The sequence below is a fragment of the Variovorax glucosi genome, from assembly GCF_051216695.1.
In the GTDB taxonomy this organism is placed as follows: Bacteria; Pseudomonadota; Gammaproteobacteria; order Burkholderiales; family Burkholderiaceae_C; genus Variovorax.
This window is the reverse complement of sequence record NZ_JBPJZE010000003.1, coordinates 1-25399: the sequence shown is the minus strand read 5'-3', so window position 1 is coordinate 25399 and position 25399 is coordinate 1. Positions and strand designations below refer to the sequence as shown.

Below are 25399 nucleotides of genomic sequence, written 5' to 3'. Positions count from 1 at the left end.
GGCGCGAACGTCAGCCGATGACTTCGTCGGTCGTCACTTCGAAGCGCAGCAGCGAATGGTTGCCGAAGACCATGGTTATCGGCACGTCTGCGGCGTCGCGGCCGCGTGCGATCACAATTCGGCCGATGCGCGGCGTGTTGTGGCGCGCATCGAAAGTGTGCCAGCGGTCGCCGAGGTAGACCTCGAACCAGGCGCTGAAGTCCATCGGGTACGGCACGGCCGGAATGCCGATGTCGCCCAGATAACCGGTCACGTAGCGCGCCGGGATGTTCATGCAGCGGCACAGCGTGATCGCCAGGTGTGTGAAGTCGCGGCAGACGCCGACGCGTTCCCGATAACCCTCGAGCGCCGTGCGGGTGGCACGCGCCTGCTGGTAATCGAAACGCAGGTGGTTGTGGACGAAGTCGACGATCGCCTGGACGCGGTGCCAGCCCGGCGCAATGCCGCCGAACTGGTTCCAGGCGAAGGCGAGCAATTCGCTGTCGACTTCGCAATAACGGCTCGGCAGCACGAAAGGCAGTGTTTCTACCGGCAGATCGGCGGGTGCATGGGCCACGGCGCCGTAGTCGACCGGATCGGGCCAGCCACTGTCGTACACAACCGCTTCGTTGCGCAGGCGGACGCTGTTCACGCCGTACGGCACGTCGACACGGGCGCACATGTTGCCAAAGCTGTCCTGATAGTGATCGGTACGCAGGGGCGGGCTGATGGTGATGTTCTCGCCGACCGTGACGTCACCGGCACGGGAAGGATGAACCTGCAGCATGTAGATCAGTGCGGTGGGGGCGCTGACGCCAAGTTCGATGTCGTAGCCGATTTTGATAAGCATGTGCGGCGCCTCGTTGGAGGTGGAAAAGTGGGCAGTAAACGGTGAATGGGCAGTTGTGCAGCTAGCACAAGGCGTGCCGAGATCACGTTCCAATCCTATTCGCTGGTTGTCATCTGTTGCCGCGGTCTTGTCTCGAGATTGCGTAGGTCTGAGTCGATGCGCGTCCGCTTCCTACCGTTTTCGCGTCGTCCGACCTACGTTGCATGGTGCGCGGTCACTACGGCATCCCATCGATTGGACACTTACGCTCTTCTATTGCTTTCCCAACCTCTTCCGTTCCCGGAGACGACCATGGAATTTCCTGCGCTGCTCACTTTCTTCGCCGGAGCCTGGGTAGATGATGCGCTGGTCTGGATCGTCGCGGCCGTCGCCGGGACGGTCGGACTGGTGGCACTGGTGAATGCGCTGGACATGTTTCTGGATGCCGAAGCTGGTTGATTCCCCGTGGCGTCGCAATATGCCGATGCCCCGACGACGATAGAACAATAAGGATTTTGAATGACGCCACGTAACAGGGCGGCTGCAGGCCGCCGCCCGAAGGCCGGGGACGGACCTAATGCCAAGCAACTTCAACTGGCTGGCTTCACCGGCGATACCGTCTCGCTGCTGACGACCAATCAGGGGTTGCAGATCCCCGACAACCACAACTCGCTCAAGGCCGGTGTTCGCGGTCCGACGCTGCTCGAAGATTTCATCCTGCGCGAGAAGATCACGCATTTCGACCACGAACGCATTCCGGAACGTGCCGTGCACGCGCGCGGCTCTGCGGCGCACGGCTACTTCCAGGTCTACAAGTCGATGTCGCAGTTCACCTCTGCCGACTTCTTGCAGGATCCGGCCCAGAAGACGCCCGTTTTCGTGCGTTTCTCGACGGTTGCCGGCGAGCGGGGTTCCGCAGACACCGTGCGCGATGTGCGCGGATTCGCCGTCAAGTTCTACACGCAGCAAGGCAATTACGATCTCGTCGGCAACAACGTACCGGTGTTCTTCATCCAGGACGCGATGAAGTTTCCGGACCTGATCCATGCCGTCAAGCCTGAGCCGCATCATGCGATTCCGCAGGCTGCCAGCGCACACGACACGTTCTGGGACTTCGTCTCCCTGATGCCCGAATCGACGCACATGCTGATGTGGGCCATGAGCGATCGTGCCATCCCGCGCAGCTACCGGATGATGGAAGGCTTCGGCGTCCACACCTTCCGTTTCGTCAATGCACGTGGCGAAGCGCACTTCGTCAAGTTCCACTGGAAGCCGAAGCTCGGCGTCCACGGGCTGGTCTGGGACGAAGCGCAGAAGATTGCCGGCAAGGACGCCGACTTCCACCGCCGCGATCTCTGGGAAGCCATCGAGAACGGCGACTTTCCCGAATGGGAACTCGGCGTGCAGATGATTCCCGCCGACAAGGAACATTCGCTCGGTTTCGACCTGCTCGATCCGACCAAGCTGATCCCCGAAGAACTGGTGCCGGTGCAGAAGATCGGCCGCATGGTGCTGGACCGCAACCCCGACAACTTCTTCGCCGAGACCGAGCAGGTTGCCTTCCACCCCGGCCACGTCGTGCCGGGCATCGATTTCTCGAACGATCCGCTGCTGCAGGGGCGGTTGTTCTCATACACCGATACGCAGATCTCCCGGCTCGGCGGCGCCAACTTTCATGAGTTGCCGATCAACAGGGCGGTCTGCCCGTTCCACAACTTCCAGCGCGACGGCATGCATCGCCAGTCGATTGCGCGCGGACAGGTGGCGTACGAACCGAACACGCTGGGCAATGGCGCGGAATACCGGATCGACGGTGCCAGCGCCGGCTTCCAGTCCTATCCGGAAGAAATCGAATCGCCCAAGGTGCGGCGCCGCAGTGCGTCCTTCGACGACCACTTCACGCAGGCGCGTCTGTTCTTCAACAGCCAGAGTTCGGCCGAGAAGGACCATATCGTCGCGGCCTTCCGCTTCGAGCTGTCGAAGCTGGAAGTCCCGGCGATCCGTCAGCGCATGGTCGACAACCTCGCGCATGTCGACGAGAAGCTAGCCCGCCGTGTGGCCGAGCCGCTCGGCATCGGCGCGCCGGACGCGCGCGCGGCCGCCGGCCGGCCCGGTTTTCGCGATCACCGCATCACGTCGTCGATCGAGGAGTCTCGCGCCTTGAGCATGGCCGACACCGGCGATGGTTCGATCAAGACCCGCAAGATCGCGATCCTGGTGGCCGACGGTGTCGATTCCGCATCGCTCAAACCGATACGCGAAGCGCTCGAGGCGGCTGGCGCAACCTGCAAGGTCATCGGTTCACGCCTGGGTACGGTCGCCAGCGCGTCGAAGCGCCAGATCGAAGTCGATGCGACTTTTGCTGCGATGCCTTCGGTCATGTTCGACGCTGTACTGGTTCCGGCGGGCAAAGACGGTGTCGCCGCGATGTCGCAAAACGGCGATGCGGTGCATTACGTGATGGAAGCCTTCAAGCATTGCAAGGCGATCTGCACCGTCGGCGAAGGCATCGGTCTGTTGCGCGCGCTGCAACTTGGCGACGAGCCTGCAGCGGCGGGACTGGTGGTTGCAAAGACGCCGGTCACCAATCTCGGCGACAACACGGCAGCATTGCAGATCGCCGCCGACTTCGTCGCCGCCATCGCGAAGCACCGCCATTGGGACCGCGCCGGCATCGACGCCATCCCAGCCTGATCTGCCTGATCTGCCGGATCGACTCGCCCGGTCCGATCAGCGGGCGAGTTGCGCAACCAGTCCGGCGAGCGTTTCGCCGACAGGTTGCGCCACTTTCAGCGTGAAGAGGTCGTCCGCACGGGTGCGGCCCAGGTTGATCGCTGCGACCGGCTTGGCGACTTTGGCTGCCGCCTGAACGAAGCGGAATCCTGAATACACCATCAGCGACGAGCCGACGACCAGCATGGCGTCTGCAGCCGCCAGCGCCGCATTCGCCGCGGCAACACGCTCGCGCGGCACGCTTTCTCCGAAAAAAACCACGTCCGGCTTCAGCATGCCGCCGCAGATCGGGCAGTCGGGTACGTCGAAGCTGTCGAAGTCGCGGCCTTCGAGATCGGCATCGCCATCGGGCGCAACGCCGGCTTCGAGTTCGGCGAACAGCGGATTGCGGCGCCGCAGCTCGACCTGCAGGTCGGCGCGCGGTGTGCGCGCTTCGCAGCCGAGGCAGCGCACCGTGTCGATGCGGCCGTGCAGGTCGACGGTATTGCGGCTTCCGGCCGCTTCATGCAGTCCGTCGACGTTCTGCGTCAGCAGCAGTTCGACATGGCCGAGACTTTCCAGTTCTGCCAGCGCGCGATGCGCGGCACCGGGCCGGGCATGCGCCATCGTCGGCCATCCGACCAGGCTGCGCGCCCAATAGCGCTTGCGCGTGAATTCGTCGCCGGTGAAGGCCTGGAAGGTGACCGGGGAAGGGCGTTTCCACTCGCCGTCCACGTCGCGGTAATCGGGAATGCCCGAATCGGTACTGCAGCCGGCGCCGCCGAGCACGAAAAGGCGGGGATGTCGTGCAACGAAATCGGAGAGTGAGGCAACTGCTTCGAGCGCCACGGTGTCCTGCGACATGACCATGATCCGACCGCCTTACCTGAACTGCCGACGCAGAAACGGCCGGTGGCGCGCGATGTGCGCCAGCTGCGCTTCGGCGATGGTGCCGCCGAGGTCTTCGCCGTTCGGGCCGCCAGCGTTCTCGCCGTTGAGCACCTCGTTCGCCAGCACCAATGCGCGCTTGACGATTTCTTCCTCGCCGATTCCCTGCGCAGCACCGAGATCCAGCGCGACACGCTTCATCGCCCGCTGCGACAGCATCCATTGCGCACCGAAAGCGTCCCATGCCGCAGACGCTTCCTTGAAGCGGTCGCGCTCGGCCAGGATTTCGCTCAGCGGCTTGGCCAGGATTTCATTGAGGGCATCGAGTTGCTCGGTCATCGCCTCATGACGGGCTTCCGCTTCCTTCAGGGACAGCTCTGCGGCCGTCGGTCCGGGCGGGATCGCCGGTTTGGGCTTCAGCGCGCTGAAGCTGCCGTCGGCGTTGGGGATCGGAATCTGGAGTTTGTCGAGAGTGGCCATCGACCGATTTTGTGCCAGCCTTCAGCGCGCTTCGTCCGACGACAGGCGTTCCACCTGTGCGGCAAAGGCCATCACCCGCGCATCCTCGAAACATGGGCCGACGATCTGCAACCCGACCGGCAGCCCGCGCACCGTGCCCGCCGGTACCGAGCAGGCCGGCACGCCGCAGTAGTTGAACAGCGGCGTGAACGCCGCGTGCCCGCGCGGGCCGGCCGGCTTGCCGCCGATGACGGCAGGGCCGAGCTGGTCGATGGGCCAGGCGGTGACGGGCGTCGTCGGGCACAGCAGCAGATCGTATGAATCGAAGAAGCGCGCGAGGCTGCCGACGATGCGCTGCTTGAGCCGCAACGCACGCGCGACATCGGCCGGCGTCACGGCCGCGCCGCCTTCGACCTGCGCCACCAGCACCGGGTCGATACGGTCGCGCTCCGTGTCGAGGCGGTCGCCGTAGAGCGCATGCAGGCCGGCCTGCTGCAGCACGATCAGCGGATATTCGCGCGTGCCTTCGGGCCAGTCGGGGTCGGCGTCGACGATGTTCCAGCCGTCGGCGCGCAGCTCATCGACCTGCTTCTGTAGCGCCGCCCGCACGTCGTCGTCGATGGCCAGGTCGCAACCGAGCTGCGGGCTCCAGGCGATGCGCAGATCGCGTTCCGGTGCGGCATCGATCGCAGAACCGACTTCCAGACCGACCGCGATCGGCACGCCGGCCGGATCGTTCGCGTCATAGGCGATCAGCTGGTCGTAGAGCCATGCGCAGTCGCCGACGTCGCGCGCCATCAGGCCGATCACCGACAAGCCGAAGTTCGGCTCGGCGAAGCCCCACGGATGCGGAATCAGCCCGGGACTCGGCTTGAGGCCGACCAGGCCGCAATGCGCGGCCGGCCGCCGGGTCGAGCCGCCGGCGTCGGTGCCGAGCGCCAGCAGGCCGAGGCCCGAAGCCAGCGCCGACACCGCGCCGCCGGAAGATCCGCCGGGCGTCAGCGCGTGGTCCAGCGGATGCCGCGTCGCGCCGTAGATCAGATTGGTGGTGACGCCCTTGCAGGCGAATTCCGAGCAGTTGGTGATGCCGAGCACGAAAGCGCCGCGCTCGCGCAATCGCGCCACGGCCCAGGCGTCGCGCGGGGCGATGAAATCCTCGAACAGCAGCGAGCCCTGCGTGATGCGCCGCCCTTCGACCCACAGGTTGTCCTTGACGGTGATCGGCACGCCGGCCATCGGCAGCGATTCGCCGGCTGCGATACGGCGGTCTACCGATGCGGCTTCTTCGAGCACGAGTCGGGGATCGAACTGCACGATGGCGTTCAGTGCAGGGTTCAAGCGCTCGACGCGTTCGATGAAATGGCGCGCGACCTCGACTGCACTCGGCGCGCCCGCCGAGACGCGCGCTGCGAGTTCGCGGGCGCTCAGGGTGTGCAGTGCGGCGTCGTTCATGGCGTCCCTCTCGACGTCTTTTTCGGCGGCACGTTCGCCAGCCAGTGCCGCGCGATCTGCTCGCGCGTCGCGCACCAGACGCCGTCCTTCTGGCGGATGTACGCCAGCAGTTTCGCGAGACCGCCGATGCGTCCCGGCCGGCCGATGATGCGGGTGTGCAGGCCGATCGACATCATCCGCGGCGCGTCGTCGGCGCCTTGCGATTCGGCCAGCAGGCAATCGAAGGCGTCGATCGCATAGTCGGCGAAGTCGCTGCCGCGCACGTAGGTGAAGCTGTCGAAGAAGCGCATGTCGTTGGTGTCGAAGGCGTAGGGCAGCACCAGATGCGGTCGTCCTGCGACCTCGGTGTAGTACGGCAGGTCGTCGTTGTAGGCATCGCTGTCGTAGAGAAAGCCACCGTGCTCGGCCAGCAGGCGCCGCGTGTGGACCGACGCCGACGACTTGGTGTGCCAGCCGACCGGCGCACGGCCGTAAAGGCGGCGGACGGTCTCGACGCAGCGCGCGATGGTCGCGCGCTCCTCGGCCTCGTCCATGCCCGCATGCGATTCCCAGCGCCAGCCGTGGCAACAGATCTCGAAGCCCTGCGCTGCCGCATCGGTCGCGACCCACGGCGTGGTTTCCAGCGCGCGGGCGCAGGCGTTGAGCGTGAGCGGCATGCTGGCGGCCATCAGCATCCGCGTGATGCGCCAATAACCGACGCGGGCGCCGTACTCGAACTGGCTTTCCATGCAGAGATCGGGCACGCCGACGATCTCGTGATTGACCTCGTGGCGGCCCTCATTGCGCGCGTCTCCGGCGCTGATGGCGAACTCGGCGCCTTCCTCGATGTTGAGCACGAAGGACACCGCAAGGCCCGCGCCGCCGGGCCAGCGCAGCGATGGATAGGCGCCGCCGTGGGCGAGGTAGCCGGCGAAATCGCGGGTCATGCGCTCATCGACGGATTCAACCGCGCGTTGTAGGTATCGGGCGCCACCGGCATGGCCAGCGCTTCCCTGTGAATCTCCTCGACCGCCTCGAGCACCGGCGTCATCTCGGCCTCGGCCTTCGCGTACTGCGGGCGCAGCGATTCGAATTCGTTCTCTATCTCGCGCAGCAGTGCCGCTTCGTCGACGCGCGTCAGCACGCCGCCCTCGATGGCGATCTCGCCGGCGACCATCGAGAAATCGAGGCCCGCGCCGCGCTCGGCATAGACCAGCTGGCGCACCGGATCGTTCATCGGCGTGAAGGTCACTGTGTCGGTGCGGTAGGCGACCAGGTCGGCGATGGCGCCCACGCGCAAGGAGCCGAGCGATTCGCCGAAGCCCAGCGCCCGTCCGCCGGCCAGCGTTCCCGCCTGCAGCGCCTCGTGCGCCGAAAGCCAGCGCCGGTGGTCGTCGCCGCGAATCTTCGACACGGCGGCTGCGCTGCCCAGCACGTTGAGCATGTTCACCGTGACCGTCGAGCACGATCCGTCGGACCCAAGGCTCACGTTGACGCCGGCATCGAGCAGCTCTCGCACCGGCTGCACGCCGGAGCCGAGCAGCAGGTTGCTCCACGGGTTGTGCTGCGCGGTGGCGCCGGTGCGGGCCAGTGCGTCGATCTCGCGCGGGTTGAGCCATGCGGCGTGAATCAGGCTGGTCGCCGGCTTCAGGAAGCCGATGCGGTCGAGGTATTCGACGATCGGGCAGCCGTAGAACAGCTGCCCGGTAATGACCTGCAACCGCGTCTCCTGCACATGCGTGATGACCGGCAGCGCCAGTTCGTCGGCCAGCGCGCGCACGGCAAGCAGGAAGGGCTCGGTGCAGCGCTGAGGCGCCGATGCCGAGACCAGCACGCCGACGCGATTCGATTGCGGATGGCGGTCGCGCGCCAGATCGCGCACGAGGTCGAGGCAGTCCTGCGCCGCGGGTCGTGCGGCGGCGCGCAACTCGGCGGCGAGCGCTGGCGGGAAGTGTTTTTCGACGAAGGGGAAGTTGTCGACGATCGGTTTGTCGAGCATCGCGAAGCCGACCAGCGCGCGGATGCCGGCATCGTCGTAGGCCTGCAGCGCGGCGTCGATGCGCTCGCGGTCGATGGCGCCGCCGAGTGCGGTGTCGTCGACCATCGTGGTACAGCCGGTGCGCAGCGATTCGATCGCGCCGATCATCGTGCGCAGATACACCTGTCGCGGCGTCAGCGCGACCGGCGTGCGGGTGCGCACCAGATGCATCCAGAGTTCCAGCGGCAGGTTCTCGGTGCGGCCGCGCTGGAAGTGCTCGTGCGAATGCTGGTGGCCGTTGACCAGGCCCGGCACCAGCAGATGCCGCGACAGGTCGACCGTGACGTCGGCATCGGCCAGCGAACCGCCCGGCGCGATGGCGGCGATGCGGTCGGCCTCGATCAGCACGTCGCGCGGCTGATCGTCGTAGCTCAGCTCGTCGCCGAGCAGGGCGCGGACGTTGCGAAGCAAGGTGCGTTTTCGTGTCTTCAGGGTCATTTGAAATGCCTCGATATGCCGGCCACGCGCTCCATCACGACCATCATCACCAGCGTCGCCGCGATCAGCACGCCCGACACGGCCGCGGCGCGCACGTCGAGGCTCGATTCGATGATGTGCCACATGCGGATCGGCAAAACTTCGCTGCGTGCATCCGACAGGAACAGCGACACGGCGACGTTGTCGAATGAATACATGAAGCCGATGAAGGCGCCGGCTGCGATTCCGCGCGAAATCAGCGGTAGCGTCACGGTGCGGAACACGTACAGCGGCGACGCGCCGAGCGAATGCGCGCTTTCCAGCAGGCTGGCGTCCATCTGCATCAGGCTGGCCGAGGTGGTGCGCAGGATGTAGGGCGTGGTGATCGCGGTGTGGCCGATCACCAGCGTCCAGAACGAAAGGCCGGTGCCCGCCAGGTTGAAAAGCATCAGCAGCGACAGGCCGATGGCGAGCGCCGGCAGCATCAGCGGCGACAGCAGCACCGATTCGAAGACGCGTGCCCACGCTTCGCGCCGCCGCGCCAGCGCCAGCGCGGCCGCCACGGCGAGCACGATCGATACGCCGGTGGCGATGGTCGCGAGCTTGAGCGACAGCACGAAGGCCTCGATCAGCTCGGGCGAGTCGTTCCACAACGCCGAATACCAGCGCGCCGAATAGCCCGGCGGCGGAAACTTCAGCGAGTAGCCGCTGGTTAAGGAGGTGATCAGCACGACCACGGTCGGCGCCATCAGCAGCACGGCGGCGATCGCGCCCAGCAAGCCGATCACGCCCCAGAACGAGCAGCGCTCCAGCGCGCCGCGCAGCGATTCGGCGGCGCGCGCATGGTGCGCCGGCCGCGTCAGCACGGCGCCGGGAATGAGTCCTTCAGCCATGCACGAACCCCTTGCTGCGCCGTCCGAGCGCATTGATGGCGACGACGACGAGCAGCACGCACACCAGCAGCAGCATGGCGATGGCGGCAGCGAACGGATAGTTGTTGGCCTGGATGGCCTGCTGGTACATGTAGTAAGGCATGAACATCTGCTGACCGCCGCCGACCAGCGTCTGCGTGACGAAGGCGCTCACGCTGGATGCGAACACCAGCAGCGAACCCGCGAGCAGCCCCGGCACCGACAGCGGCAGCGTCACCTGCCAGAACGTCCGCCAGTGACCGGCACCGAGGGCCAGCGATGCCTGGCGCAGGTTGGGGTCGATGTTCGTGAGTGCGGTGATGAGCGGCAGCACCATCAGCGGCAGCTCGATCTGCGCCAGCGCAACGGCAACCGCGCCCGGCGTGTAGAGCAGCTTGAGCGGGTCGGCGATGAGGCCGATGTCGAGCAGCGCAGTGTTGATGATCCCCTGGCGCCCGAGGATCACGACCCAGGCGAAGGTGCGCACGACCGAACTCGTGAGCAGCGGCAGCACGATGACCAGCATCAGCGGCCCCTGCCAGCGTGCGGGCACCTGCGTGTAGAGAAAGGCCAGCGGCAGGCCGATGACGATGGTCAGCACCGTGACCTCCAGCCCCAGCCACAGCGTGTTGCCCAGCACGCCCATGTTGAAGCCGTCGCCCAGGAACTTGACGTACTGGCCGAAGCCGAAGCGCGTCATCCCGGTGTCGTCGTGCAGGCTGACCCAGGCCAGCAGCAGCATCGGCAGCAACACGAAGAAGACGAAGAAGACGCCGAGCGGCAGGCTCAGCGGCAGCGGCGAGGTGACCGATGCGTTGGTTTTCGATGCCATGGCGTTCAGTTCGCGTTCAACCGGCAAACACGCCGGCCGGCGATCCGGCGCGCAGGCTCACGCCGACGCGGTCGCCGACTTCGTGGCGCGGATGTTCGGAATTGCGCGGTTGCGTCACCTTCAGTGTCTTGCCGCCGGCCAGCGCCAGTTCGTAGACCAGCGACGGGCCGAGCGGCAGCACCATCTCCACCGTGGCCGGAAGCGAGGTGCTCGACAGCGCGCCGAGCGACAGATGCTCCGGCCGCGCGGCAACCACCACCTTGCCGGCGCGCGAGCATGGCGCCGCACTCTCGAGTGCGAAGTAACCGCCGCCGTTGCAGGCCACGGCGAATCCGCCTGCGCTCGACCCGTCGTTGCGGCTGTCGAGCCGGCCTTCCAGAAGATTGGCTGTGCCGATGAACGTGGCGACGAACAGCGTCGCCGGTCGGTCGTAGATGGCTTCGGGCGTGTCGAACTGCTCGACCGCGCCCGCGTTCATGACGGCGATCCGGTCGGCCATCGACATCGCCTCGTCCTGGTCGTGGGTGACCAGCAGCGTCGTGATGCCGAGTTCGCGCTGGATGCGCTTGATTTCGATCTGCATGTCCAGCCGCAGGTTCTTGTCTAGCGCGGCGAACGGCTCGTCGAGCAGCAGCACGCGCGGCCGCACTGCCAGCGTGCGGGCCAGCGCGACGCGCTGCTGCTGGCCGCCGGAGAGCTCGCGTGGATAGCGCTTCGCATACGCCGTCATGCGAACCATCGCCAGCATCTCGTCGGCGGTCTTGCGTGCCTCGCCCGTGGCGACACCGCGCGCGCGCAGGCCGTAGGCGACGTTGGCCTCGACCGTCATGTGCGGGAACAGCGCATAGCTCTGGAACACGATGCCGGCACCGCGCTCGTTGGTCGGCAGCGCGTCGACCACGTCGGCGCCGATGCGCACGGTGCCGCGCGTCTGCCGCAGCAGGCCCGACACGATCCGCAGCAGCGTCGTCTTGCCGCAGCCGCTCGGGCCCAGCAGCGCCACCAGTTCGCCGGCCGGAATGTCCAGCGACACGGATTCGACCGCCGTGGCGCCGGCATACCGGTGATGGATCTGGTCTAGCACGACGTCGACACCGGGTGCGCGAAGGGGAGCTTGCATGCGTGAATGTCCTGGAAAGCCCGGCGCCGGGAGCGCCGCGATGAATCTGCCTGACTCAAGAACCGTGCCATGAGCTGAGCACAAATCAGCGCCAGATTGGACACAATGTTTTCTATGTTTGTGCACAAAGTGGTGCGTGATCGCCCATCTTGGCGCGCGCCGTCGCACCGGCGTGGGCTTTTTTGGCGGTTTGGAGGGTGTCGACGGGTGGCACAAAGATTGCGCTTCGTACTGGCGCATCCATCGCACCCACCGCATCGAACTGCATCGAACCGCACAGAAGGATTTCCATGAGCACGTCTTTTTCTCGCCGCCAGCTGCTGCAGGGCATCGCCGGTCTCGGCGCCGGCCAACTCGCCATGCAGGCCGGCTTCGCCCATGCGCAGGGCAAGTCGATCTCGGCCACGACCTATCCCGGCGCCTGGGAATCCGCGCATCGCGGCATCCTGCTGCCGGCGTTTGCCAAGGCCACCGGCGCGACGACCAGCCTGGTTCCGTCGCTCGCGGTCGACACGGTGTCGAAGATCGTCGCTTCCAAGGCCAACCCGCCGTTCGACGTGATCATCCTGGACGAGGGCCCGTATCTCGCAGCGCTGTCGCAGGACATCTTCGAGAAGATTCCGGCCGACAGGATGCCCAATCTGAAGGACGTGCCGGCCAAGCTGGTCGACCCGCGCGGCCTCGGTGTCTTCGTGTCGGGCCAGATCATCGGCATTGCATACAACACCGAGAAGATCAAGAACCCGCCGCGCAACTGGAACGACCTGCTCAAGCCCGAATACAAGGGCCGCGTCGGCCTTGCCGGCATGGGCTCGACGCTGATGTCGGCCTGGATGGTGGAAATTGCACGGCTGAACGGTGGCAGCGAGGAAAACCTCGAGCCGGCGTTCCAGTTCGTGAAGAAGCTGCTGCCGAACGTGAGCGCCGTGGCGAGTAATCCGGGCTCGCTGGCCACGCTGTTCCAGCAGGGGCAGATCGACATCTCGGTCCACTACAACAACAACATCGGCGACCTGCAGGCCAAGGGCGTGCCGGTCGCGCTGGCGAAGCCGGACACCGGCTGGATCCACATCAAGAGCGTGATGCACATCGTGAAGAACACGAAGAATCCCGACCTTGCCGCCGCCTACATCAACGCCGCGCTCAGCCCCGAAGTGCAGACGCAGATGGCCGCCGCGCCGTACTTCGTCGCCCCGGTCAGCACCAGGGCCGCTTTCAGCCCGGGCCTGCAGGCCTACGCGAAGAACATGGCCGAGATCGAATCCATGAACGGCGTCGACTGGAGCAAGCTGAACCCGCGCCGCGCGGAATACATCGACCGCTTCAACCGCGAGGTGAAGGTCTAGGTCGTCGATGGTCGCATCGGCTTCCAAGGAAGACATCTACAGCCGCATCTATGACGCCGTCGTCGAGCATCGCCTGTTGCCCGGCACCAAACTGACCGAGGAGCGGATCGCCGAGCTGTTTGCCGTCAGCCGGACGCAGGTGCGCGGCGTGCTTCAGCGGCTGTCGGTCGAGCAGCTGGTCACGTTGATACCGAATCGCGGTGCCTTCGTCACGACGCCGAGCGCGGAAGAGGCGCACGACGTGCTCGAAGTGCGTCGCACGCTGGAGCCGGCCGTCGTGCAGCGGCTGATGGCGCGCATCGCCGCCGGCGACGCGCCGACGGCGGTCAGGCAATTGCGTGCGCTGGTCCGGCGCGAAGAAGCGGCGCGCACGAGTGGCGACCGGCGCGCGACGGTACGGCTGTCGGGCGAATTCCACGTCCAGCTGGCGCTGCTCTCGGGCAGCAGCATCATGGCGCGGATGATGCGCGAGCTGACGCCGCTGACATGCCTCGCCATCCTGACCTTCGAGGCGCCGACCGGTGCCGCCTGCCCCAACGACGAGCACACGCTGCTCATCGATGCGATCGAAGCCGGCGAACTGGAAAAGGCCGCTGCGCTCATGGTCCATCACCTGCACCACATCGAGAGATCGCTCGATCTTCATGTCGAGGAAACGCCGGGGATCGACCTCGCGGAAGCACTGCTCGGTTGAGCTTCGTTCCCTGTTTCCCAATGGCTACGCGTCTGTCGGCGGAGGCGCGCGCGCGAGTGCCAGCTGTTTCATGAGCGCCTGACGCAGCAGCCGCGGCGATACCGGCTTGTACAGCACGGCGACGCCGGCCGCCGCGACCTCTCGCAGCCGGTCGGGCTTGGTTTCGCCGGTGACCAGCAGCCGGGCCGTCGCCGGTCCGATTCCGCGCGGGTGGCGCTGCAGCGCCGCGAGCACGTCCAGCCCGTTGTCGCCGCCGCGCAGCAGCAGGTCGCTCAGCACGATGTCGGGCGGGCGTGTCCAGACATCGGCCAGGGCCAGCGCCTCGTCGCGGCTCTGCGCCACGAGCACCTCGGCGCCGTTTTCCGAAAGCACCACCTGCAGACCCTGGAGGATGCTGCGTTCGTCGTCGATGACCAGCACCCGGACGCCGTCGAGCCGCCCCTGGTCTTCGGCGGCTGGCAGGATCGGCAGGATCATCGACTGCCGCGACGCCGCTCTCACCAGCAGGTGGACGCAGGTGCCGCGCTGCGGCCGGGATGCCAGTTCGACACGCGTGGCGAGCAAGGCGGCGAGCCGTTGCACCGTCGCCAGGCCCAGGCCCATGCCCCGCTCGCCGCGTTCGACCGGGCGCTCGTGCGGATCGACTTGGTAGAACTCCTCGAAGACACGCGTCTGGTGCTGCGGCGCGATGCCGACGCCGGTATCCCAGACATCGATGCGGATTCCGCGCCCACGCCTCCGCGCGCCGACCAGCACGCCGCCGCTCAAGGTGTGGCGCAGCGAGTTGGACACCAGGTTGTTGAGGATGCGCGCCAGCATCAGATAGTCGCAGCGCACGATGGCGTCCGTCTTGCGCACGACCAGCCGCAGGTTCTGCGCTTCCGCCACCGACCTGAAGTTCCGGCTGAGCTCGTCGAACAGCGTGTCGAGCGCGAAATCGGTCCACTGCGGATGGACGACGCCGGCGTCGAGCTGCGAGAGATTGAGCAATCCCGAGAACAGCCGGTCGAGCGAATCCACGCATTCGCGGATGCGCTCGATGCGCTGCAGTCGCACCGGATCGGTTTCGCCGTTGGCCAGGCCGTCGGAGAACAGCGTGAGCGCATGGAGCGGCTGGCGCAGGTCGTGACTGGCAGCGGCGAGCATCCGCGTCTTGGCCAGGCTCGCGACCTGTAGCTGGAGATTCTTGCGTCCGAGCTCGGCCGTGGCATCGACGATGCGGCTCTGCAGCAACCGGCGGCTTTCCGCCAGCGCGCCCGCCGCTTCGTTGAAACCGCTCTGCAGCCGCCGGACCTCGGCCGTGCCGCTGAGGTCGACGCGCACGTCGCGCCCTGCGCCGAGACGGTCCATCGCCTCGCCGAGCGCGCCGATGGGCGCGCTGATCCGACGCGCGGCCCACCATCCCGCCAGGCCGACGCCGATCAGGCTGGCCGAAAGGACCAGCGCCACGTTGAGCCACACCGATTGCCGGGCACGGTCGACCGTGTCGAGGCCGATCTCGACCATCACGCGACCGATCCTCTGGCCTTCGTCGCTCGAGACCGGCATCACGACCTGAAGCCCCTTGCCATGCGTTCGGCTGGCGGTGGAACTGGCGACGATCTCTCCGTCTTCGGACCAGATCTGCACCAGCTGCACGTGCGGCTGGAAGATGCCCGACATCGCCGCCCGCTGCAGCGCCCGCCGGTCCATGTGCCCGAGCGGCACCTGCGCCACGGTCGCGACCTGCAGCGCCACCGTCTGGGCATTGGCGCGCATCAGTTCCGTGACGTTGTCCAGGTGCTGCCGAGTGAGCACGCCGATGGCGCCCATCGTCGCGACAGTCGCCGGCAGTACGGCGAGCAGCACCAGCTGTTGCGCAAGCGAAAGCCCGGCCCACAGCTGGGATTGGATGAATCTGCGGCGTAAACCAAGGAAAAACTGCATGGCTCAGCCCCCTTGTTGGTATCTAATTGTGTGACCGACACATTCTGTTGACTATCCCCCATTCGGGGGTCGATCGCACGACATCACGACATGCCGACGTTTTTTGTCCGTGAGCCCATGTTCTGCGTTTTAGCGCACGCAGCGATGGCTGTCTGCCTGGCGGCGTCGGCGATATGCGTGCCGGCGCCGGCGGCGGCGCAGGCCGAGCGCTCTTCGCTACCGGTGCCGGTGCAGGTCCCGGTGCGTTTCGGCATCCTTCCGCTCGGTGGTGCGTTCGAGTCGCGCAACGACTGGGAACCGGTGATCGCGGACCTGAGCCGCGCGCTCGGAAGGCCGGTGCAAATGCTGTCGGTCAACTCCTATGAAGCGCTGGAGCAGGCGATCCAGCGCGACGAGGTGGACATGGCCTTCCTGTCGGGCCGGATGGCGCTGGACACCGTGACGCAGCGTCGCATGCGGGTGGTTGCGCAGGTCGTGCGGCACGATGGCCTTCCGGGCTATCGCGCGATCCTGCTGGCGCGCAGGTCCGGTCCACCCGATACGCTCGAGAATCTGCTGGCCACGCCGGAGCGCTGGCGGCTTGCACGCGGCGACAGGCGCTCGGTATCGGGCTTCATCGTTCCGCAACTCCAGCTCTTCCTGCCCAATCGCATCGCGATGGAGACGCGCTTCCGCAGCGAGCAGGTCGGCACGCACCAGTTCACCGCGCTGGCCGTCGCCAATGGCGAGGCCGACGTCGCCACCAACAACACCGCCGATTTCGCGCGCTTCAGCCTGCAATTCCCTGTCGAGGCAAGCAGCCTGAAGACGATCTGGCAATCCGAGCTGATACCTCACGCCCAGATCGTGGTGCGACGCGACTATGCGGCCGACTTCCGTCGCCAGGTCCAGGAATTCCTCATCGGCTACGCGCGTCGCAGCGGTCCTCGCGGCGACACGGAGCGCGGTCACCTGAAGACGCTGCACGATCTGGCCGGTTTCGTCTCCGCCGACAACAGCTCGCTGCTTCCCGCGGCGACTTTGTCCTATCAGCTGGCACGTCAGAGCGCACTGGAGGCACAGTGGGTCAGCGAAGCGGCCAAGGAGGCCCGGCTGCGGCGCATCGAAGAAACCTACGCCGCGCAACGCGCGATGCTCGATGAAACCGGGCGTTGAGCACCTGCCGACGATCGAGGGCCAACTCCGTAAACTTTTGTCCTACTTCGGGAGACATAGTCGATTGCCGGCCTGCCGCCTTGTCGGTGGCCGAATTCGCCGGTATGTTCAACGTTCGTCCGTTCCAGACCGGACGCGGGAGCCACATGACATGAAAATTCTCGTCGCCGACGATCACAGACTCATCGTCGAGGCTGTGAAGGCCAAGCTGGCGGAACTCGAGGGCGGCGTCACCTTCGTCCTGGCGCTCACGGTCGATGAGATTTTTGCCAACGCGTCCGCCGATCTCGACCTCGCGGTGATCGACCTCAACATGCCCGGTGCGGAAGGTCACTCGCACATCGACGAACTGCGTCGCCGCTATCCGGCTCTGCCGGTGATCGTCCTTTCGGGCGACGAGCACGCCGACGTGATGCGAAGTGCGCTGGAAAGCGGTGTGCTGGGCTTCATCCCGAAGGCGTATTCGCCAGAGATCATGATTTCCGCCGTGCGGCTGGTGCTGGCTGGCGGCGTGTACGTACCTCCGATGATGCTGTCGGCACTGTCGCAAGGGGTTGTCGTCGGGGGAGCCGCCAGGCCGCAGCCCTGGCAGGCCACGCCGTCGACGAACCGGGAGGAGGCCGACCTGGCGGATGAATCGAGAACGCTCGCGCATCTGAGGAACGTGCTGACCGAGCGACAGGTCGAAGTTCTGCGGCTGCTGTCGCAGGGCAAGCCGAACAAGCTCATCGGGCGCAGTCTCGGCATCAGTGAAGGCACCGTGAAGATCCATCTTGCGGCGATCTTCCGTGCCTTGAACGTGCGCAACCGCACCGAAGCCGTCCTCGCCGCGCAGGTCCTCACCGCCGTCGCCTGAGAGGCTATTCTTGCGGGATGTCCCTGAATCTTGCGAATTTCGATGCGGCCATCGTCGACCTGGACGGCACGATGGTCGACACACTCGGCGATTTCGTCGCCTCGCTCAACGCGATGCTGGAAGACCTCGGTCTGCCGGCCATCGATTCGACCGTCGTCGGCGCCATGGTCGGCAAGGGGTCGGAGCACCTGATCCGGTCGGTCCTCCTGCACGCAACGCCTTCGCCGGCCGACGCCGATGCGCTCTACGAGCGCGCCTTCGTCCGATATCAGCTGCATTACCTTGAAATCAACGGCCGGCATTCGGATGTCTACCCCGGCGTCTTCGAGGGTCTGCGGGCGTTGCAGGCGCGGGGCCTGAAACTCGCCTGCCTCACCAACAAGCCGACCGCCTTCGCGTCGCCGCTGCTGGCAGCGAAAGGACTCGACTGTTTTTTTCGTTCGTGTCTTCGGCGGCGACGCCTTCGATCGCAAGAAGCCCGACCCGCTGCCGCTGCTGAAAACCTGCGAGGCGCTCGGCACTGCGCCCGCGCGCACGCTGATGATCGGAGATTCCAGCAACGACGCCCGGGCCGCGCGCGCGGCGGGCTGTCCGGTGGTGCTCGTCAGCTACGGCTACAACCACGGCGAGCCGGTGCGCGGCGTCGATGCGGACGCATTTGTGGACGCCCTGGCTGACATTTCCGACCTTGGCGCCGCCGACTCGCTCGGCTAAACTCGCCTCCCAATGTTCATTCATCACGTCATTCAGACAGGGCAAGGCTGCCGGGGAGCCTGGCTTTGGCGCAAGCCGACCCACATCGATCACCCGACTGTCTGACTGCACGGCGCATGCCGTGCGCCCGCCGCCCCCGCCTGCCGAAGGACCGGGGGCCATCGATCGAATGACACCGCCGGCAGCCAATCCAGCGCTCGCCGGCCCAGGAAAACACATCCGTGATCACCGAACTCGAATTCAAAAGTCTCAGCGCGCAAGGCTACAACCGCATTCCGCTGATGGCCGAGGCCTTCGCCGACCTCGAAACCCCGCTTTCGCTCTACCTCAAGCTCGCCCACGCCAAAGACGGCGGACGCAACAGTTTCCTGCTGGAATCGGTCGTCGGCGGCGAGCGTTTCGGGCGCTACAGCTTCATCGGCCTGCCGGCCCGCACGCTGGTCCGCGCGAGCGGTTTCGGTGCCGCCGCACGTACCGAAGTCGTCACCGACGGCCAGGTGGTCGAGTCCGCCGAGGGCAATCCGCTCGACTTCATCGAGGCATACCAGGCGAGGTTCAAGGTCGCGTTGCGGCCGGGCCTTCCGCGCTTCTGCGGCGGACTGGCCGGCTACTTCGGCTACGACGCGGTTCGCTACATCGAGAAGAAGCTGGAAAACACCTGCCCGCCCGACACGCTCGGCTGTCCCGACATCCTGCTGCTGCAATGCGAGGAACTGGCGGTGATCGACAACCTGTCGGGCAAGCTGTATCTCATCGTCTATGCCGATCCGTCGCAGCCCGAGGCCTATGCCGCAGCCAAGCGGCGTCTGCGCGAGTTGCGCGAGCAACTGAAGTATTCGGTCAGCGCGCCGCAGGTCAGGCCGACGCAGGCGCATCCGCCCGAGCGTTCGTTCGCCAAGGCCGACTACATCGCTGCCGTCGAGCGGGCCAAGGAACTGATCGCGGCAGGCGACTTCATGCAGGTGCAGGTCGGCCAGCGGATCAGCAAGCGGTACACCGAGTCGCCGCTGTCGCTGTACCGGGCGCTGCGGTCGCTGAATCCGTCGCCGTACATGTTCTATTACGACTTCGGCGATTTCCACGTGGTCGCGGCATCGCCGGAAATCCTGGTGCGCCAGGAGAACATCGGCGACGGCGAGCAGAAGGTGACGATCCGTCCGCTGGCCGGAACCCGTCCGCGCGGCGCGTCGCCGGAGCTCGACAAGGCAGCCGAAACGGAGCTCATCAACGATCCGAAGGAACGCGCCGAGCACGTGATGCTGATTGATCTGGCGCGCAACGACATCGGCCGCATCGCCAAGACCGGCACCGTGAAAGTGACGGAAGCCTTCGCGGTGGAACGCTACAGCCACGTGATGCACATCGTGAGCAACGTCGAGGGCGTGCTCAAGGACGGCATGACGGCCATCGACGTGCTCAAGGCGACGTTTCCGGCCGGCACGCTGACCGGCGCGCCCAAGGTGCACGCGATGGAACTCATCGACCAGCTCGAACCCGTCAAGCGCGGCATCTACGGCGGCGCCTGCGGCTACATCAGCTACGCGGGCGACATGGACGTCGCGATCGCCATCCGCGCCGGCGTCATCAAGGACAAGGTGCTGCACGTGCAGGCCGCGGCAGGCGTGGTCGCCGATTCGGTGCCCGAACTCGAATGGAAAGAGACCGAAGCCAAGGCGCGCGCGCTGTTGCGTGCGGCCGAGCTGGTCGAAGAAGGACTCGAATGATGGCCGACGACTCCCTACAGAACATGACACAGAACGGCGATTTCTCGCACGAGATCATCGGCGCCGCCGTCGAAGTGCAGCGGGTGCTCGGCACCGGTCTGCCGGAAGAGGTCTATGCCGCCGCGCTGGCCATCGAACTCGCCGAGCGCGAGATCGGTTTCGTGCGCAACGTGCCGGTGGCCGCGAGCTACAAGGGCCGCGCGCTCGGCGACGTCTGCCGCGCGGATTTCGTCGTCGAGCAGGCGGTGGTGGTGCAGGTGAGGGCGGTCGATTCGCTCGACGACCTTCACCGCGCGCAGGCACAGGCGGCCGTGCGGCTGTCGGGCCACCGGCTCGGGCTGCTGATCAACTTCAACGTGTTCCCCGTCGTCAAGGGCGTGCACCGGATCGGAGCCAAGCCATGAAGCTGCTGATGATCGACAACTACGACAGCTTCACCTACAACATCGTCCAGTACTTCGGCGAGCTGGGTGCCGAGGTCGAGGTGGTGCGCAACGACGAGATCACGCTGGCGCAGATCGGCGAACGCATCGCCGCAGGCACCTCGAGGCTCGTGATTTCCCCCGGCCCGTGCTCGCCGGCCGAGGCGGGCGTGTCGGTCGATGCGATCCGGGAATTCGCGGGGCAACTGCCGATCCTCGGCGTCTGCCTCGGACACCAGGCGATCGGCGCGGCGTTCGGCGGGAAGATCGTCCGCGCCCAGCAGCTGATGCACGGCAAGGTGAGCGAGATCACGACCACGCGCGAAGGGGTGTTCGCGGGCCTGCCCGAGAAGTTCAACGTCAACCGCTACCACTCGCTGGCGATCGAGCGCGACAGCTGCCCGGTCGAGCTGGCGGTGACCGCATCGACCTACGACGGCGAGATCATGGGCGTACGCCACACCGGCTTCGCGCGAGAAGTCCGCATCGAAGGCGTGCAATTCCACCCCGAATCGATCCTCACCGAGCACGGCCACGCGATGCTCAAGAACTTCCTGGACTGAACCACATGCCGACCGCAATTTCGAAGAAGTCCAGGGTCGACCTGCGCAGCGACACGGTGACGCAGCCGACGCCCGGAATGCGCGAATTCATGATGCAGGCCCCGCTCGGCGACGACGTGTTCGGCACCGACCCGAGCGTGAACGCACTGCAGGAAAAGATCGCCGGAATGCTCGGCTTCGAGGCCGCGCTGTTCGTGCCGACCGGCACGCAGAGCAACCTCTGCGCGATCCTGTCGCATTGCGGTCGCGGAGACGAGTACATCGTCGGCCAGCAGGCGCATTGCTACCGCTGGGAAGGCGGCGGCGCGGCGGTGTTCGGAAGCGTGCATCCGCAACCGATCGAGCATGCGTCCGACGGCGCCTTGCCGCTCGAGCAGATCGAGGCGGCCGTCAAGCCCGACGACGCGCATTTCGCGCGCACCACGCTGTTGGCCCTCGAGAACACGCTCGGCGGCAAGCTTCTGCCGTTCTCCTATGTGCAGGCGGCGACCGAGCTGGCGAAGTCGAAGGGCCTGCAACGGCATCTCGACGGCGCCAGGCTGTTCAATGCGGCTGTCGCCCAGGCGCAGTTGCAGGCGCAGGGCGGAATGCCCGGCAAGCCCAGCGATGCGGCAGAAGCGCGCCGCATCGCGCAGTGTTTCGACAGTGTGTCGGTGTGCTTCAGCAAGGGGCTCGGCGCACCGGTGGGCTCGGCGCTGTGCGGTTCCAGGGACTTCATCGCGCGCGCGCACCGCATCCGGAAGATGGCCGGCGGCGGCATGCGCCAGTCGGGCATGCTCGCGGCGGCGGCGTCGTATGCGCTGGACCATCACATCACGCGCCTGGCCGACGACCATGCGCTTGCGCAGCGGCTCGCTGCGGGGCTTGCCGGCATCGACGGCCTGAAGGTGGAGGCGCCGCAGACCAATATCGTGTTCGTCGATCTCGTCGGCGAAGCGCGGCTGCGTTCCAAGGAACTGCTCGCGCACCTGGATGCACATGGCATCCTCGCGACCGGTCTGTACCGTCTGCGATTCGTGACCCATCTCGATGTCGATGCGGCTGGCGTGGACCTCGCTATCGCCGCGGTGCGGTCCTTCTTCAAATAACGGATCCGGCCATGCCCATCACGCCTCAGGAAGCGCTGCAGCGCACCATCGAACACCGCGAAATCTTCCACGACGAAATGCTGCATGTCGTGCGTCTCATCATGAGCGGCCAATGTTCGCCGGTGATGATGGCCGCGCTGATCACCGGGTTGCGCGTCAAGAAGGAGACCATCGGCGAGATCACCGCGGCGGCACAGGTGATGCGCGAGGTTTCGACCAAGGTTTTCGTCGCCGACACACGTCATCTGGTCGACATCGTCGGAACCGGTGGCGACGGCTCGAACACCTTCAATATCTCGACCTGCTCGATGTTCGTCGCGGCGGCTGGCGGCGCCAAGGTCAGCAAGCACGGCGGGCGCAGCGTGAGCAGCAAGTCGGGCAGCGCCGATGTGCTGGAAGCGCTCGGCGTCGATATCGACCTGAAGCCGGAACAGATCGCCCGATGCATCGAGGATGTCGGCATCGGCTTCATGTTCGCGCCGAACCACCATCCGGCGATGAAGAACGTCGCCCCGGTCCGCAAGGAACTCGGCGTCAGGACGATCTTCAACATCCTCGGCCCGCTCACCAATCCGGCGGGCGCGCCGAATATCCTGATGGGTGTGTTCCATGCCGATCTCGTCGGCATCCAGGTTCGCGCGCTGCAGCGCCTGGGCGCCGAGCACGCGCTGGTTGTCTACGGGCGCGATGGCATGGACGAGATCTCGTTGGGTGGGTCGACGCTGGTCGGCGAACTTCGCCACGGCGAGATCCGCGAATACGAACTGCATCCGGAAGATTTCGGTTTTGCGATGTCGAGCAGCCGCGCGCTGCGCGTCGAAACGCCGGAGCAATCCATGGCGATGCTGCGTGGCGTGCTGGACAACGTCCCCGGCCCGGCGCGGGACATCGTCACCCTCAACGCCGCCGCAGCGCTGTACGCCGCCGATATCGTCGAATCGATCGCCGATGGCGTCGAGCGCGCGCGGGCGGCGATCGGCAGCGGCGCCGCAAAAGCCAAGTTGGCCGAATTTGTCGCTGCCACGTCGGCAGCCTAGAAAGAACCTGTCATGTCAGACATCCTCAACCAGATCGTCGCCGTCAAGCGCGAAGAAGTCGCCGCGGCCAAGCAGCGCATGGCGCTCGACGCGATGCGTTTCGACGCCGAGAGCCGCGTACTCACACGAGATTTCGTCGGCGCCATGCGCAGCCGGATCGCCTCGGGCCAAGCTGCGGTCATCGCGGAAATCAAGAAAGCCAGTCCAAGCAAGGGCGTGCTGCGCGAGGCCTTCGAGCCTGCCGACATTGCGCAGAGCTATGCGGAGGGCAACGGAACGGTCAGCGCGTCGTGTCTTTCGGTGCTGACCGACCGGCAGTTCTTCCAGGGCAGCGTCGATTTTCTGAAGCAGGCTCGGGCATCTTGCGATCTGCCGGTACTGCGCAAGGATTTCATGATCGACGCCTATCAGATCTACGAATCGCGTGCGATGGGCGCCGATGCGGTACTTTTGATTGCCGCTTGCCTCGACGACGCGCAGATGAAGGATTTCGAAGCGATTGCGCTCGATCTCGGCATGTCAGTGCTGGTCGAAGTGCACGATGGTGCTGAACTCGACCGCGCACTGAAGCTGAAGACACCGCTGATCGGCATCAACAACAGAAATCTGCGCAACTTCGAAACGTCGATCCAGACGACGCTCGACCTGCGCGCGCAAGTGCCGGCAGAGCGCATCGTGGTCACAGAGTCGGGCATCGGCACGCGCGAAGACGTGGCGAGCCTGCGTGCCGAGGGCGTGAATGCGTTCCTGGTCGGCGAGGCCTTCATGCGCGCAGCGGATCCTGGCGCTGCGCTCGCAGCGCTTTTCGAGTGATGGCAACGAGCGCATCGCAACTTCAGGACAGCGATCCGTCGACTTGGCCGGTGGCTTCCGGCTGGCAGCCGCTGGTCGATGATTTTTTCGCCGGCGCGGTGGGGCAGAAATTGCAGGCATTCTTGCAAGAACGCCTGTCCGCCGGTGCAGTGATCTTCCCGCCGCAGCCGCTTCGCGCGCTCGAACTGACGCCGCCGGAAGAGGTCCGGGTCGTGATCCTCGGTCAGGACCCATACCACGGGCGCGGACAGGCCGAGGGGCTGGCTTTCTCGGTGGCGCCCGGCGTGGCGATTCCTCCGTCACTGCGCAATATCTTCAAGGAGCTCGAGCGCGACCTTGGTACTCCGCCGCCTGCCTTCCCTGTTCCCGGCGGAAGCCTTGTGAAGTGGGCCACGCACGGCGTGCTTCTCCTGAACACGTGCCTGACGGTGGAGGAGGGACAGGCGGCCAGTCATGCGAAGAAAGGCTGGGAAGTGCTGACCGATGCGGTGATCCGGCACGTGGCGAATGGCGAAAGGCCCGTCGTCTTCATGCTTTGGGGCGCGCATGCGCAGAGCAAGAGGGCGCTGATCGATGAGCAGCGGCACAAGGTGTTGCTTTCGAACCACCCTTCGCCGCTGTCCGCAGTGCGCCCGCCGCTGCCTTTCATCGGCTCAGGTCATTTTGGTGAGGCGAGAAGGTGGCGGGAGCGCCAAAACGCCTGAGCGATTTGCTATATTCGTGGGCTTGGCTTGCGGCGGATACGTTGCAAGCTCCGTGGAAAAGCATGAATTGAGCGGCCTTCCAGGCTGTGCGCGGGTGTCGACCACCCCATTTTTTCATGCTATATTCCGCGGTTCGCCGGAGAGGTGGCCGAGTGGTTAATGGCAGCAGACTGTAAATCTGCCCTCTTACGAGTACGCTGGTTCGAATCCAGCCCTCTCCACCAGCGAAGTGTGATCGGATTTCAGAGCGCATGAATGTGAGTGCTCGTGCGAGTGCTTGAGGCGTCCGGGCCCAGTGTCCAGGCGTCACGATGCGGGAGTAGTTCAATGGTAGAACCCTAGCCTTCCAAGCTAATGACGCGGGTCCGATTCCCGTCTCCCGCTCCAAGGTTCGGATGACAGGAAGCAGTTGCATGCGCTTCCTGTCGAAGGTTGATTCGGTTAGTGCATTTGCCCTTTTGGCTCAGTGGTAGAGCACTCCCTTGGTAAGGGAGAGGTCGCGGGTCCGATTCCCGCAAAGGGCACCAATTTCCGGGGGTTGCATCGTCCTGCATGCATCCCCATATGAATGCGTTGTTGATCTAGTTATTTTTCGGAGTCGAGAAAATGGCAAAAGGTAAATTTACCCGCACCAAGCCCCACGTGAACGTGGGCACGATCGGTCACGTCGACCATGGCAAGACCACGCTGACCGCTGCGATCGCAACGGTGCTGTCGGCCAAGTTCGGCGGCGAAGCCAAG

Annotated in this window: 25 protein-coding genes, 3 tRNA genes and 1 pseudogene; 18 read left to right on the top strand and 11 right to left on the bottom strand. The window is 65.7% G+C overall.

The features are described from left to right. Positions 1-10: 10 nt before the first annotated feature. Positions 11-829, bottom strand: coding sequence for a transglutaminase-like domain-containing protein (locus ACSFA3_RS14860; protein WP_435506258.1), 819 nt, complete (start codon positions 827-829; stop codon positions 11-13). Between the two features lie 291 nt (positions 830-1120). Here ACSFA3_RS14860 and ACSFA3_RS14855 point away from each other — a divergent pair, with 291 nt between their 5' ends. After that, complete coding sequence (locus ACSFA3_RS14855; RefSeq protein WP_435506257.1) at positions 1121-1267, top strand: hypothetical protein; 147 nt, start codon at positions 1121-1123, stop codon at positions 1265-1267. Positions 1268-1327: 60 nt separating this feature from the next. Then, on the top strand, positions 1328-3502 hold the full coding sequence (gene katE / locus ACSFA3_RS14850) for a catalase HPII (protein WP_435506256.1): 2175 nt from the start codon (positions 1328-1330) through the stop codon (positions 3500-3502). 36 nt (positions 3503-3538) lie between these two features. Here katE and ACSFA3_RS14845 read toward each other — a convergent pair whose 3' ends face one another. The 9 genes from ACSFA3_RS14845 to ACSFA3_RS14805 form a co-directional block, all read right to left on the bottom strand. Beyond that, positions 3539-4384, bottom strand: coding sequence for an NAD-dependent protein deacetylase (locus ACSFA3_RS14845; RefSeq protein ID WP_435506901.1), 846 nt, complete (start codon positions 4382-4384; stop codon positions 3539-3541). A gap of 18 nt (positions 4385-4402) precedes the next feature. Beyond that, the gene (locus ACSFA3_RS14840; protein ID WP_435506255.1) at positions 4403-4888 is read right to left on the bottom strand and encodes a hypothetical protein; all 486 of its coding nucleotides are present in this window, start codon (positions 4886-4888) and stop codon (positions 4403-4405) included. A 21-nt stretch (positions 4889-4909) separates the two neighbouring features. After that, positions 4910-6319 carry an amidase gene (locus ACSFA3_RS14835; RefSeq protein WP_435506254.1) on the bottom strand — a complete coding sequence of 470 codons (1410 nt, stop codon included), beginning with the start codon at positions 6317-6319 and terminating at the stop codon, positions 4910-4912. Then, on the bottom strand, positions 6316-7245 hold the full coding sequence (locus tag ACSFA3_RS14830) for a polysaccharide deacetylase family protein (RefSeq protein WP_435506253.1): 930 nt from the start codon (positions 7243-7245) through the stop codon (positions 6316-6318). Before ACSFA3_RS14830 ends, ACSFA3_RS14835 begins: the two co-directional genes overlap by 4 nt. Beyond that, a complete protein-coding gene (locus ACSFA3_RS14825; RefSeq protein WP_435506252.1) occupies positions 7242-8774 on the bottom strand; it encodes an amidohydrolase family protein in 1533 nt (510 codons plus the stop codon). Before ACSFA3_RS14825 ends, ACSFA3_RS14830 begins: the two co-directional genes overlap by 4 nt. After that, the gene (locus tag ACSFA3_RS14820) at positions 8771-9646 is read right to left on the bottom strand and encodes an ABC transporter permease (RefSeq protein ID WP_435506251.1); all 876 of its coding nucleotides are present in this window, start codon (positions 9644-9646) and stop codon (positions 8771-8773) included. Before ACSFA3_RS14820 ends, ACSFA3_RS14825 begins: the two co-directional genes overlap by 4 nt. Beyond that, the gene (locus tag ACSFA3_RS14815) at positions 9639-10496 is read right to left on the bottom strand and encodes an ABC transporter permease (RefSeq protein ID WP_435506250.1); all 858 of its coding nucleotides are present in this window, start codon (positions 10494-10496) and stop codon (positions 9639-9641) included. The genes ACSFA3_RS14820 and ACSFA3_RS14815 overlap by 8 nt, the downstream gene beginning before the upstream one ends. 16 nt (positions 10497-10512) lie before the next feature. Further along, complete coding sequence (locus ACSFA3_RS14810) at positions 10513-11616, bottom strand: ABC transporter ATP-binding protein (protein ID WP_435506249.1); 1104 nt, start codon at positions 11614-11616, stop codon at positions 10513-10515. Positions 11617-11728: 112 nt separating this feature from the next. Then, the gene (locus tag ACSFA3_RS14805; RefSeq protein ID WP_435506248.1) at positions 11729-11908 is read right to left on the bottom strand and encodes a hypothetical protein; all 180 of its coding nucleotides are present in this window, start codon (positions 11906-11908) and stop codon (positions 11729-11731) included. On the opposite strand from ACSFA3_RS14805, the gene ACSFA3_RS14800 reads away from it, so the two are divergent. Both ACSFA3_RS14800 and ACSFA3_RS14795 read left to right on the top strand, forming a co-directional pair. Beyond that, entirely contained in the window at positions 11907-12962 is a 1056-nt protein-coding gene (locus ACSFA3_RS14800; protein ID WP_435506247.1) for an ABC transporter substrate-binding protein, read from the top strand. The genes ACSFA3_RS14805 and ACSFA3_RS14800 overlap by 2 nt on opposite strands. Positions 12963-12969: 7 nt before the next feature. Beyond that, entirely contained in the window at positions 12970-13656 is a 687-nt protein-coding gene (locus tag ACSFA3_RS14795; RefSeq protein WP_435506246.1) for a GntR family transcriptional regulator, read from the top strand. 24 nt (positions 13657-13680) lie between these two features. On the opposite strand, the gene ACSFA3_RS14790 is transcribed toward ACSFA3_RS14795, so the two are convergent. Next, positions 13681-15582 (bottom strand): ATP-binding response regulator, encoded by a 1902-nt coding sequence (locus ACSFA3_RS14790; RefSeq protein WP_435506245.1) that lies wholly within the window; start codon positions 15580-15582, stop codon positions 13681-13683. A 117-nt stretch (positions 15583-15699) separates the two neighbouring features. On the opposite strand from ACSFA3_RS14790, the gene phnD reads away from it, so the two are divergent. The 14 genes and pseudogenes from phnD to ACSFA3_RS14720 form a co-directional block, all read left to right on the top strand. Beyond that, positions 15700-16737, top strand: a complete 1038-nt coding sequence (gene phnD, locus ACSFA3_RS14785; protein WP_435506244.1) for a phosphate/phosphite/phosphonate ABC transporter substrate-binding protein — start codon at positions 15700-15702, stop codon at positions 16735-16737. A gap of 151 nt (positions 16738-16888) precedes the next feature. Beyond that, positions 16889-17593 (top strand): LuxR C-terminal-related transcriptional regulator, encoded by a 705-nt coding sequence (locus ACSFA3_RS14780; RefSeq protein ID WP_435506243.1) that lies wholly within the window; start codon positions 16889-16891, stop codon positions 17591-17593. A gap of 17 nt (positions 17594-17610) precedes the next feature. Beyond that, positions 17611-18307 (top strand): annotated as a pseudogene (locus tag ACSFA3_RS14775) (phosphoglycolate phosphatase). A 221-nt stretch (positions 18308-18528) separates the two neighbouring features. Further along, positions 18529-20031 carry an anthranilate synthase component I gene (trpE, locus tag ACSFA3_RS14770; protein WP_435506242.1) on the top strand — a complete coding sequence of 501 codons (1503 nt, stop codon included), beginning with the start codon at positions 18529-18531 and terminating at the stop codon, positions 20029-20031. Next, entirely contained in the window at positions 20031-20435 is a 405-nt protein-coding gene (locus tag ACSFA3_RS14765) for a GxxExxY protein (protein ID WP_435506241.1), read from the top strand. Before trpE ends, ACSFA3_RS14765 begins: the two co-directional genes overlap by 1 nt. After that, positions 20432-21016, top strand: a complete 585-nt coding sequence (locus ACSFA3_RS14760; protein WP_435506240.1) for an anthranilate synthase component II — start codon at positions 20432-20434, stop codon at positions 21014-21016. The genes ACSFA3_RS14765 and ACSFA3_RS14760 overlap by 4 nt, the downstream gene beginning before the upstream one ends. 5 nt (positions 21017-21021) lie before the next feature. Continuing rightward, positions 21022-22104, top strand: a complete 1083-nt coding sequence (gene ltaE / locus ACSFA3_RS14755; protein WP_435506239.1) for a low-specificity L-threonine aldolase — start codon at positions 21022-21024, stop codon at positions 22102-22104. A gap of 11 nt (positions 22105-22115) precedes the next feature. Then, on the top strand, positions 22116-23141 hold the full coding sequence (gene trpD / locus ACSFA3_RS14750) for an anthranilate phosphoribosyltransferase (protein ID WP_435506238.1): 1026 nt from the start codon (positions 22116-22118) through the stop codon (positions 23139-23141). 12 nt (positions 23142-23153) lie between these two features. Then, complete coding sequence (trpC, locus tag ACSFA3_RS14745; protein ID WP_435506237.1) at positions 23154-23954, top strand: indole-3-glycerol phosphate synthase TrpC; 801 nt, start codon at positions 23154-23156, stop codon at positions 23952-23954. Next, positions 23954-24658: a uracil-DNA glycosylase gene (locus tag ACSFA3_RS14740; protein ID WP_435506236.1), complete on the top strand. Its 705-nt coding sequence runs from the start codon at positions 23954-23956 to the stop codon at positions 24656-24658. The genes trpC and ACSFA3_RS14740 overlap by 1 nt, the downstream gene beginning before the upstream one ends. 138 nt (positions 24659-24796) lie before the next feature. Further along, positions 24797-24882, top strand: a tRNA-Tyr gene (locus ACSFA3_RS14735). An 89-nt stretch (positions 24883-24971) separates the two neighbouring features. Beyond that, positions 24972-25045 (top strand) — tRNA-Gly (locus tag ACSFA3_RS14730). A gap of 65 nt (positions 25046-25110) precedes the next feature. Beyond that, positions 25111-25185 (top strand) — tRNA-Thr (locus tag ACSFA3_RS14725). A gap of 79 nt (positions 25186-25264) precedes the next feature. Beyond that, a partial coding sequence (locus tag ACSFA3_RS14720; RefSeq protein WP_435506900.1) for a GTP-binding protein occupies positions 25265-25399 on the top strand: 135 nt, incomplete at its 3' end.